Raw genomic sequence first — 10,563 nt, 5'->3', positions numbered from 1 at the left:
ATCAGGGACCTTGGCGCCCATCTGCTGGACCTCTTCCAGGGCAGGGATGCCACCATATTGCCCGGGATCACGGACTATACCTGGATGCAGATCTACAGCGAGACGGGAAACGATCTGGAACGATGGGCCACGGAGAAGCATTTCACAAGTTGGCTGGGGCTATCTCCGGGGCAGAACAGCTCGGGCACAAGTAGCAGAAGGGTCAAGCGGAAGGGGAAACCGCTGACCGGACAGATATTCCGGGTCATTGCACAGGGACTCCTACAGAGCAAGAAAATAGCGATCGGGGAATTCGGACGMCGGCTTCGGGCCAGAAAAGGGCCTATGATCGCCATYAAGGCCATGGCCAACAAATTGGCAGCACAGTATTGGCGACTGATGGTAAAGGGGACTACCTATGTGGAACAAGGGGTGCAGACCTATGAAACACAATTGAAAAAGCAGAAGGAAAAGTACCTAAACAGGTTGGCACTGGAGTTCGATATGAAATTAGATAAGATACATTGACCTGATTAACAATAGGTTATACAACATGTCATTGGTAGCGTAGTCGAAGGATCTGTACGGTTGCATCCGAACAGATGGTTCGACTACGCTCACCATGACATGGGGGAAGATTGCTTCGTCGTACCTCCTCGCAATGACGAAAACTCCTCGCAATGACGAAAAACTTCCCTAAAAAGTATACCCTAAACTCAAATGCGGAAAATAAGGCATAAAGAAACCTTTACCAAACGTTGGGGTAAAACCTGCGCGGAAATTAAATCCGCCATCTACCGGTTGAAGGCGATATCCGAAAGTCAAATTCCCTACCATACTGGATCTATTTCCCTCAATGAATAACAATTCATTGTTCGGATCATTCTGCTCATCCCAGGAAACATTATAATAAGTAGCACCTACGCCCATCTCAAAGTAATGTTTGTTCTTACCCAATAGGTAATTTAATCCTACAGGCAATGTAAATACACCTTCATCGTCTATATTTAAATAACTGACCCCAATACGGCCACCAAAACCATTACGTGTGTTCTGAAAACGCGTGTCGTAGTTTACGGAATAGGTAATCCCAGGTCCTAAAACCTCAAAATAGATGGTCTGTGCTCTTGGACCCTCTTCATGGGTATTTGGATTTTGTGCAAATGCCATACTGCTCAAACATAGGGCAGCTAAGGCTAAGGTAATTGATTTTAGTTTCATAATGTACGATTAATAGATGGTACAATTTTAATAAAAAAATAGATATAAAGGGTTATTTTATTTCCTTTAAGCGATATTTTGTTTAACTTGTTGTTTAAACAATCAACCTATCAACTATACAAACGTATATTATCAAAAAAATGAGACAGTCTAGCAGTTACAAGGTTAATTTCGCTCTAAAAACACGGTTAAAGCAACCTTAAACCATGTTTTTGTATATAAAACATAGTAAAAACCTACTTTCACATTACTTTCAGTATGGTTTCACTTCGAAACCAACCCAAAAAATAAGGGGCCATCCATATCGGACAGCCCCTTCGTTTTTAGTTTTGAATGATATTAATCAGCTAATGGTAGATATTGTCGATCAGCCAATTTTAAATCATTAATTAGCTAAAATAAATTGTACTTCTGCTTGGAACTTCACCTCGTCACTTACCATCACACCACCAGTTTCCAAAGCCGCATTCCAAGTCAAACCGAAATCATTTCTGTTGATCTTTCCGGTTACAGTATAACCTGCTTTTTGGTTGCCCCAAGGATCTTGGCTTGTACCACCGAATTCCACATCAAATGTTACAGATTTTGTATTTCCTTTAATGGTCAAATCACCAGTCAATTTATACTCTTCTTCATCTTCTTTCACGATTTTCGTGGAAACGAACGTGATCGAAGGATGGGAAGCAGCACCGAAGAAATCTTCACTTTTTAAGTGTTGATCGCGTTGTTCGTTGTTGGTGCTTACGGAATCCGTTTTGATGTCTACCGAAATTTTTGCGTTTTCAAGTCCTTCACCATCATTTTCAACGGTAATGTCGAAATTGGTGAACTGACCTTTAACGGTAGAGATCATCATGTGTCTTACTTTAAATTCAATTTCACTGTGTGCTGGGTCTAAGTTCCAAGTTGCCATAATATTTTCTTTTTTAAATGATATAAATACTTTTCTATTGATTTTGTTTGTTGCAACAAAGATAGGGCAGGAAAAAAAAGCTGCACATTGATGTATGTTAAGAAATCTCTTTTTTCCGTAAAAGCTTTTCATAGAGCTTTTCCGAAGCCTTGTGTTTGGCCATGCGTATGGTCAGCAGGTAGATGAGGATAGATGCGAAAATAAAGAAAAGTGCGGCTAGGATAGTAAAACTGCTTAGTACCTGATAGAAAACAGAGCTGCGCAGATCGATATAGGAAATGGGCAGGAATAGTATCGCTTGGTTTGGGTTTTTTGAATTGACCAAGCAGCTATAGGATTTCTCGACCAACATTTTTTCCGCAATCAGCAGTGTCTCCTGTTTCTTTTGGCTGGTACTCCGCTTGTCCCAGAAAGGGAAATAACGTTTTAAGGTATATTGCTGAATATGGTTATATTCTTTTCCATTGGTCCTGCTCTGAAAACAAATCTCCACAAAAGCATGACCATTGCTTTTGAAGCCTCTAAAATGATGGGGTTCCAAATCTAGGATTTCCACTTCTTTCTTTTTCCAGCTAGGATGTGACCATTTGAATTCCTGGATCTTGAGGTAAGGGGAGATGCTTATCGTGAGCAAAAAGAGTAGGTAGACAAATACAAAGGTGCTGAACAGCTTGATATAGATCAGTTTGGAGAAAGTGAATCGGAGATTGTTTCGGATAAATATGATGACTATACTGATTGGGAGGCAATATAAGGCGTAACGAAACGGGAAGATATACCCCACAATAACCAAAACGAACAGCATCATGATGGTTTTGCCCACATTGTCGCTTATTTTATCTCTTTTACGTTTAAATTCCAAAATTACGGTTACTAATTTTCAGCAAAGATAAAGGCTGTCTAAAATTATCATAGAAAAATAAAAAAATAATTTATAAAAAATTCTTTAGGGTGTTAATTTACCAGTTGGAAGTTAAAAATGATGCCCTGTATGCTATGATATGAATAATGTTTTCGAGTGGCTTAAGCCGAGGTTTAAATTTTTAAATCTGTTTTCCCAAGATGGAGATATATTTTATGTTTTAAGGAAAGGCCTGTAGATACATAAATGGAACAATTTATGTAGTATATACCTAGGCTGCAGATTATGGAAATTTAAGGAAGATTAAGGAGATTAGATGAAGATCAAGGTAATTATAACAGGTTCAACAGGAATGGTTGGAGAGGGAGTACTGCTGGAATGCCTGCAGAATCCAAATGTAGAACAAATTTTATTGTTGAATCGGAAGCCTTATGGTATCGATCATCCGCAGGTGAAGGAACTGATCCATAGTGATTTTAATAACCTGAGCAGCATCAAAGAGGAATTGATGGGTTATGATGTCTGCTTCTTTTGTGCAGGAGTTTCCTCGGTGGGCATGTCTAAGGAAGAGTATTTTCGCCTGACCTATACATTGACCTTGAATTTCGCCAAGGATTTGGTAGCTATCAATCCGGAAATGGTTTTCTGTTATGTTTCTGGCCGAGGTACAGACAGTTCGGAACAGGGCAGGGTGAATTGGGCGAAGGTGAAGGGGAAAACAGAAAATGACCTGATGCGTTTGCCATTTCGGGCGGTGTATAATTTTAGGCCTGGGATGATGGGCCCAACCAAAGGGGCCAAGAATGTAAAGGGCGCTTTTAAGGTCATCGAATTTCTGTACCCATTCCTGCGTCCATTCAATAAAACCTACTTTTTGACCTTAGCGGAAGTTGGCCGTGCCATGATCAATGTGTCATTGCATGGATATAATAAACATGTGCTGGAGATTCAGGATATTTCCTTTTTGGCCAACAATAATCAATAATCGTTTTTTGAACAAATAACCGCTTCCTTTCTATCTTGCTTTTATAGGAAATTAAAGATCACCTTCAGCACCGCCATTCTACCCCGGAGCTGATACAGGTTATGGCTCTGCCTATTAGCGCTGATGGAATAGGTTTCAAAGGATTTGACATTTGCGAGGTTGGTCATGTTCAATTCCAGGTCTGTTTTCCATTTGGCAAAACGATATCTTGCAAAACCATCCAAAAACACATAATTGATATCTTTTAAGCCTTCCTGTTGGTTAAATAGGTGCCGCGCGGTGAAGCGCAGGGTCAATCCCTTGAACAGGTATACTGGCAATCCAACGGATTGGTTGATATTAAAGGAAGTTCGATCGAGGCTCCCATCGCCTGATCCAGCTTGATTATCCGACCAGCTCGCCAAACCGAAGTAAGATAGGTTCAGGTTCTTCCAGATCTTGGTTTCCACCTGGGTCCGCAAGCCATAGCTGTACTGTTTAAAGGGGAGGAGCTCCTGATTGAACAATTGGTTGTAGTCGGTCATGCTCCAGTTGGCATTGACTTTTAGGGAGCTTGCCCATTTGAAGATGTACTTATCGATCCCAAAGCTGGTGGATAGGGAATTGACCTGGTTCTCTCGGTCCAACAATTGGGTATTGGTGCTGTTTTCTCCCACTTCGTTGGATATGATATTGGAGGAGATATTCTGGGAATAGCTGATTCCTGCGTTCATGAAGAACATCTTCAATGTTCTGTTGAACTTGTAATTCAGATTGGCAGACCGGGATTCATATTCGGCTAGTCCGGCCAAGTTATTGGACAGGCTGCGGTAATTGCGGAGGACGATTCCCCGGTAAACATTGTCGATATTTCCAAAAGATTTGGTACGGTGGACACCTAAGCTCAGCTCATCCTCCGACGCCACCCGCAATTTGGCATTCAGCGAAGGCTGGAAAAGCAGCTGCTGTTGTTTATTATTGATATCAAAATTCGGGTCGGCAAAGTGGGTGAACTGCAGCATGAGGGGTAAGGTCAATGTTACTGCCAAACTTTTCTTTTCCCAATCGTATCCCGCTTCTGTAGAGAGGCTATACCGTTGCCAGTCCATCTGGTTGTTTAGGGAATCCTGTGGGAAAGCCATGCTGCTGCCTTCAATTTCCTTTTCTAAACGGCTATTGAACTGCTGTTTGTCGAGGATAGCGCCTAGTCTATAACTTTGTCTTATCCTGGTGGTTGGGATGCGGTAGCCTAGATTTGCCCTGGAAAATAGGGTGGGCACTTCCACAAATTGAAGGCTGGCGTCGTAGGGCAGGTTATTGTTTAAGCGGTCAGCAAATACTCCAGGTTGTAAACGAAGAGTCTGCGGTTTATTGCCATAATCCAGGTACCATTCCAGTTTCAGGAGGTTTTCTTTTTTTGTTTGGGGTATATAGAAGAAATGATTGGAAAAGCCTTTGATCCTTTCCTTCAGACTGCCCCTGTTGTTTATGTTATTGGCCAGAATATCCGCCATACCCTGATCCTGCCTGTATTCGAGGGCCAAAATGTTGTTGATGTATTTATCCTTACTGTTCTTGCTGGCTGTAAACTTCAAGGAACTGATAAACTGTTCGTTTTCCTTATCCTGGACCTCTTGAAGAACGAACTGCTCATTTTCGGTGAGGTAGGTGTTGGTACCTTCGAAATGGTTTTCATCGCGACCCAACATCAATTGGATATTGGATTTCAACTGCCAGTCGTTTTTCAGGTTGACCAGGTTATTGGCATTTAGGCTGGCATGGTCATTCAGGAAGTAATTGGCTTTTCCCAGCATCGGCGGTCCTACTGTTCCCAGGGAGAGGAGGTTGTTGATGGCGGTACGGCCAAGTTTCCCCATAATGGAATTGCTGTTGAAACCTGTGAAATCCTGCTCCAGATCTCGACCTACATTGTTCCACTGCAGCACATTGAGCACCTTGAATTTTTTGTTGAAAAGGATGCTGTTGAGTTCGGCATCGTATTGTTTGGGAATTCCAGCTCCTAATTTCACTTCGCCGGTCATCTTCATTTTTGCTTCATCCTTGATGACGAGATTAAGCGCCACAGCATCCGTAAATTTCTTGTTTTTTAGGACCTTGAGGTGTTCATGGTTCTGCAATACCTGGATGTCCTTGACCATTTTGTAGGGGATGGTGCGGGTTCCGATGTTGTACCGGTCTTCCAGGAGATCATCCCCATCGATATACAGGTGGGAGATGGACTTTCCTTGGAATTTGATGTTTCCATTATCGGAAACTTCCATACCGGGCAATTTTTTGAGCACATCCCCAATGGAACGGTCCATTTCGTTGGCAAAGCTATCCACGTTGTAGCTGATGGTATCTCCGATACGCTGGATCGCCGGTCGGGATTTGACCATGATGGAATCCAGGAGGGTGGTATTCTGTTCCAGCTCTATTTTTAGATTTTTAAAGTCAGGTTGTTCATTGGATTGATCTGCAGACAGGGACATACTGAATTTTTTATAGCCTAGGTGGTTGATTTCTAACCGACTTCCTTTTGTTGCGGCATTGTTCTGCAGTTGAAAGTAACCCTTGCTATCGGTCTGTTTGAAGGCCAAGATCTTATTCTCTGCTGATTTCAGCAGGATACTGGCGGAAGGAATGGCTTTTCCAGATTGCTTGTCGATCAGGAAGCCTTGTATGCTTTGCCCTTGAGCAAAGCATAGCGAGGCCAAACAGGCTAATATTAGCGAGGTTAAATAACGTAGGAACATGGGTGGTATTTGATCTTCTGTTTTGTGAATTGTTTATGGTTTTAATTCAATGGGATTATTCACAATAGCCGATGGTTTGTAATTGCTGTTATCGCTTTTCACCGTAAGAGATTTAATCTTACTTGGATCCATGGAACCAGAAATAGCCGATGAAGAGGAAGAGCCTGAGGGCCTTCCACTAACGATAGTCATGCCACCTCTTCCTCCTGAACTACCACTGCTGATCGTCGTGGAACTGCCTCCCGTTTTTGCCTGCATATAGGCCATCGGATTTGCCCGGTATCCCTCTTCTTGTTTTTTAACCTCCGCTGGGGTAGATTTGATCGCATAATCCGGAGCTTCTATCAGGACGTTGTTGGTTTCATCCAATTTATCGAAGCCGGCATATTCAAAAACCACTTCTTTTTTGAGGTCTTCTGCCGATAGGATCAAGCCTGGAAGTCCATGTAATTTCCAAGGACCGAAGGAAAAAGGCAGGTCGGTGGTGAACCAGGCGGTGTACTGTCGGCCCTTGTAGTTGGTTGTCGCTTTTTGGCAGGTATAGCCTCCAATGGTCTTGGTTTCGTCATGGATCTCCCATTCCGGTACATCATAGGCATTATCCATCAAAAAGGTATTTCCTCCAAATCGGGCAATCTCCAAGATTTTCTTCTCTTCCGGTTGGATGATAAAGTTGCGGTCTATGGCTGTTGAGCTTTTGCTCAGCACCAGATTACCATCAAAACTTGGGCTTTCCATCTGTTTTTTCACTTCCTGGTTCAATCGCTCTGAAGAATAGGAAGTATAATAGGAACCTTTCTGTCCTAGGTAAGTAACGACTTCATCCAGTCTGGGATTCTCCCTTTTGTTGGTGTCGTTGATATGTTTGAATTGGTAGTGCACCTTGGCGACTGGTTTTTCCTGTGCGGAAAGGCCTATGCTGAAGGCTAAAGCGGCAAAAAATAGGATCGTTCTTTTCATGGTTATTAATTTTTAATAAACCTACGAAATATTAGTAATATATACAAAAAGAAAATAATTACATTTGTTAGGAAGGATAAAACAAAAAGGAACGTGGCAAAACTGAAGATAAATTACCCTAAGGATAAATTACAGAACAATTCAACGGTTTGGAAGTATGGGATGGTGGTACTGACGATCATCCTGATCTGTATATTTTTGCCTAAGCAACCACGATTTCGGTACGAGTACCAGAAGGGGAAACCTTGGAACCATGAGAACCTGGTATCGCCCTATAACTTTGCAATCTTAAAGACGCCGGAGGAGCTGGCGCGGGATAAGCAGTATATCCTGAAGACGGTTCAGCCGATCTACAACCTGAACGATGTGGTGAGCAAGGAGCAGATCGACCAGTTCAATACGGACCTGAACGAGAAATGGCAATCCAGCCAGTTGGACTCTGTGGAGGGGGCCGATATCAACAAGTATCGAGCGGTAGGGACCGCGCTTTTGGATTATGTTTATGGTCGGGGGGTGATCTCTTTGAATAACCGGTTTCAGGTGAAGGGGGATGATTCCTTGAAGCATGATCCGACGGCGATGGAGTATAATTTTGTGCTGGTGCATGATAATATTGCGCAGCAGAAGAATACGGTGGATTGTTTTACGATCGAAACGGCAAACCAATATATCCGGAGCGCGCTGGAGCGGAATACGGAGATAAGCTTTAAGCCTTGGTTGGCGGAGATCCTGAAGAGTTACATTACGATCAATTTTGTTTTTAATGAAAGCCAGACGAATAAGGTGGAGCAGACAGCGCTGTCGAATATCTCGACCACGCGGGGGATGGTGCAGAAGGATGAGCTGATCGCGGAGCAGGGCAAAATCGTGAACAACGACAGTTACCAGAAGCTGGAATCGCTGCGGAAGGTCTTTGAGGATGAATCGCGGATATCGGGGGAGCAGAACCTGGTGACCTTCGGACATTTTATCCTGATCTCCCTGGCGATGACTTTGTTAATGGTGTTCCTGTACTTCTTCCGGATAGATATCTTTAATAATAACCGGTTGTTGTTCATTATCTTTCTGGTGATCCTGGTGATGCTGGGGGTATTGAGCTGGGCGATCAAGATGAAGATCCCGAGCCTGTATTATATTCCGTATTGTAGTGTACCTATTATCTTCCGCTTGTTGTTCGATACGCGGATTGCATTGAATATTCATATTTTGATGGTGCTGGTGGCGGGACTGTTCGTGCCGAATAGTTTCGATTTTGTGTTCCTGCAGTTTACGGCAGGTATGGTGGCCATCTATAGCATCAAGACCTTGGTGAAAAGGGAGCAATTCCTGGTTTCCTCGGTCATTATTCTGGCGACCTACATCATGGCCTATGTGGGGCTGGTATTGACGCGTAACGGATCCTTTAGCAGCATCTATTGGCAGGATATCCTTCCTTTTACGGTGAGTGTGGGCTTGACCTTATTGGCCTATCCATTGATCTATGCGTTTGAGAAGTTGTTCGGCATTGTGTCGGATCTGACCTTGATGGAGCTGACGAACTCGAATTCGCGGTTGTTGCGGGAGCTTTCCTTGAAAGCGCCGGGCACTTTCCAGCATTCTTTGCAGGTGGCGAACCTGGCGGAGGCAGCGATCTATAAGATAGGGGGGAACCCTTTATTGGTTCGTGCGGGGGCTTTGTACCATGATATCGGGAAGATGATCAATCCTTTGTATTTTATCGAGAACCAGAAGACGAATGATAATCCGCATGAGGAGCTGACGCCGGAGCAATCGGCGCAGATCATTATCTCGCATGTGCTGAAGGGGATCGAGATGGCGCGGAAGCATCAGATGCCGGAGGTGGTTATCGATTTTATCCGTACGCACCATGGTACGACGAAGGTGGATTATTTCTATAATTTGGCGGTTAAGGATAACCCGGATAAGGTGATCGATGAGTCTATCTTTAAGTATCCTGGCCCGGTTCCTTTTTCGAAGGAGACGGCGGTGTTGATGATGGCGGACTCGGTGGAGGCGGCTTCCAGGGCTTTAAAGGAACCTACGGAGGAGTCTATCAATAATTTAGTGGACAAGATCATTGAGCATAAGTTGATGCAAAGGCAGTTTGCGAATGCGAATATTACGATGAGGGATATTACGGAAGCATCGAAGATTTTTAAGGCGATGTTGAAGAGTATTTATCATGTTCGGATTGATTATGATCTGACTAAGAAGAAGGAGGGATAAAAAATATATGGAGATTCTGGAGGAGGTGGAAAAAATTATATTGAGATTCAGAAGGTTGGGATTTTGGTGGGGAAAAAGTTAAAAAATGTGTGTAAACGGCTTTGAAGAGTGAATTAATTACTTTATGTTTGCACTGTCGAAACCCGGAGAGGTGCCTGAGTGGCCGAAAGGAACAGTTTGCTAAACTGTCGTACTGGAAACGGTACCGCGGGTTCGAATCCCGCCCTCTCCGCTTGTATAACCCTGATAATCAGTCAGTTGGAAACGTAGCTGCCAATTTCCGGACAGCTATGTTAAGTTACAAACACATTAAGATTTACGACGCAGAAGGAGATTTATCAAAAGAATGGTATGTCTCCTTCTACTTTTTAAAGCCGGTAGAACGGATCAAGCTGAATCCTTGGGGGGGAATACTAAAAATTTCTTAGTTTAGCATCTTTAAAACAGTTATCCCTTGCAAGAAGCCGAACGTAAATTACTATCCTTGTTGATGCCCGAAGGGCTTTTGGAATACTTTCAGATCATAGAAGTCGATCAGGTCGACAATCAGCTCCATATTTATTTAGATGAACTTAATATTGCTCCGACAGGCTATGAGAACAACAGGTTGGAGTCAAAGGGCTTCATGCCTTCCACCGAGATCTCGGACTTTCCCATTCGAGGCCAGAAAGTTACGCTACAT

The 10,563-nt window shown here is 43.2% G+C and carries 9 protein-coding genes and 1 tRNA gene; 5 read left to right on the top strand and 5 right to left on the bottom strand.

The features are described 5' to 3' along the window. Window positions 1-507: transposase (locus CRJ00_RS15540; RefSeq protein WP_180268510.1), on the top strand; the 507-nt coding region annotated here is incomplete at its 5' end. Between the two features lie 168 nt (window positions 508-675). On the opposite strand, the gene CRJ00_RS15535 is transcribed toward CRJ00_RS15540, so the two are convergent. The 3 genes from CRJ00_RS15535 to CRJ00_RS15525 all read right to left on the bottom strand — a co-directional run bounded on the left by CRJ00_RS15535 (window position 676) and on the right by CRJ00_RS15525 (window position 2,975). Continuing rightward, the gene (locus CRJ00_RS15535) at window positions 676-1,200 is read right to left on the bottom strand and encodes a hypothetical protein (RefSeq protein WP_099367670.1); all 525 of its coding nucleotides are present in this window, start codon (window positions 1,198-1,200) and stop codon (window positions 676-678) included. A 385-nt stretch (window positions 1,201-1,585) separates the two neighbouring features. Further along, window positions 1,586-2,113, bottom strand: coding sequence for a YceI family protein (locus CRJ00_RS15530; RefSeq protein ID WP_099367669.1), 528 nt, complete (start codon window positions 2,111-2,113; stop codon window positions 1,586-1,588). A gap of 97 nt (window positions 2,114-2,210) precedes the next feature. Next, a complete protein-coding gene (locus tag CRJ00_RS15525; protein WP_099367668.1) occupies window positions 2,211-2,975 on the bottom strand; it encodes a hypothetical protein in 765 nt (254 codons plus the stop codon). Window positions 2,976-3,291: 316 nt separating this feature from the next. Here CRJ00_RS15525 and CRJ00_RS15520 point away from each other — a divergent pair, with 316 nt between their 5' ends. Then, window positions 3,292-3,960, top strand: a complete 669-nt coding sequence (locus CRJ00_RS15520) for an NAD-dependent epimerase/dehydratase family protein (protein WP_099367667.1) — start codon at window positions 3,292-3,294, stop codon at window positions 3,958-3,960. A 41-nt stretch (window positions 3,961-4,001) separates the two neighbouring features. On the opposite strand, the gene CRJ00_RS15515 is transcribed toward CRJ00_RS15520, so the two are convergent. Together CRJ00_RS15515 and CRJ00_RS15510 are read right to left on the bottom strand one after the other, a co-directional pair. Beyond that, entirely contained in the window at window positions 4,002-6,695 is a 2,694-nt protein-coding gene (locus CRJ00_RS15515) for a carboxypeptidase-like regulatory domain-containing protein (RefSeq protein WP_099367666.1), read from the bottom strand. A gap of 33 nt (window positions 6,696-6,728) precedes the next feature. Further along, entirely contained in the window at window positions 6,729-7,655 is a 927-nt protein-coding gene (locus tag CRJ00_RS15510; protein ID WP_099367665.1) for a GLPGLI family protein, read from the bottom strand. A 93-nt stretch (window positions 7,656-7,748) separates the two neighbouring features. Between CRJ00_RS15510 and CRJ00_RS15505 the strand changes: the two genes are divergently transcribed. The 3 genes from CRJ00_RS15505 to CRJ00_RS15495 form a co-directional block, all read left to right on the top strand. Continuing rightward, window positions 7,749-9,881, top strand: a complete 2,133-nt coding sequence (locus CRJ00_RS15505; protein ID WP_099367664.1) for an HD family phosphohydrolase — start codon at window positions 7,749-7,751, stop codon at window positions 9,879-9,881. Window positions 9,882-10,026: 145 nt separating this feature from the next. Then, window positions 10,027-10,113, top strand: a tRNA-Ser gene (locus CRJ00_RS15500). A gap of 222 nt (window positions 10,114-10,335) precedes the next feature. Further along, a partial coding sequence (locus tag CRJ00_RS15495; RefSeq protein ID WP_441347596.1) for an ISAon1 family transposase N-terminal region protein occupies window positions 10,336-10,563 on the top strand: 228 nt, incomplete at its 3' end.

It is taken from the genome of Sphingobacterium sp. 1.A.4, assembly GCF_002734245.1.
Taxonomy (GTDB): domain Bacteria; phylum Bacteroidota; class Bacteroidia; order Sphingobacteriales; family Sphingobacteriaceae; genus Sphingobacterium; species Sphingobacterium tenebrionis.
Note: the sequence above shows the minus strand (reverse complement) of the source record. Positions and strands in the feature narration are given on the sequence as shown.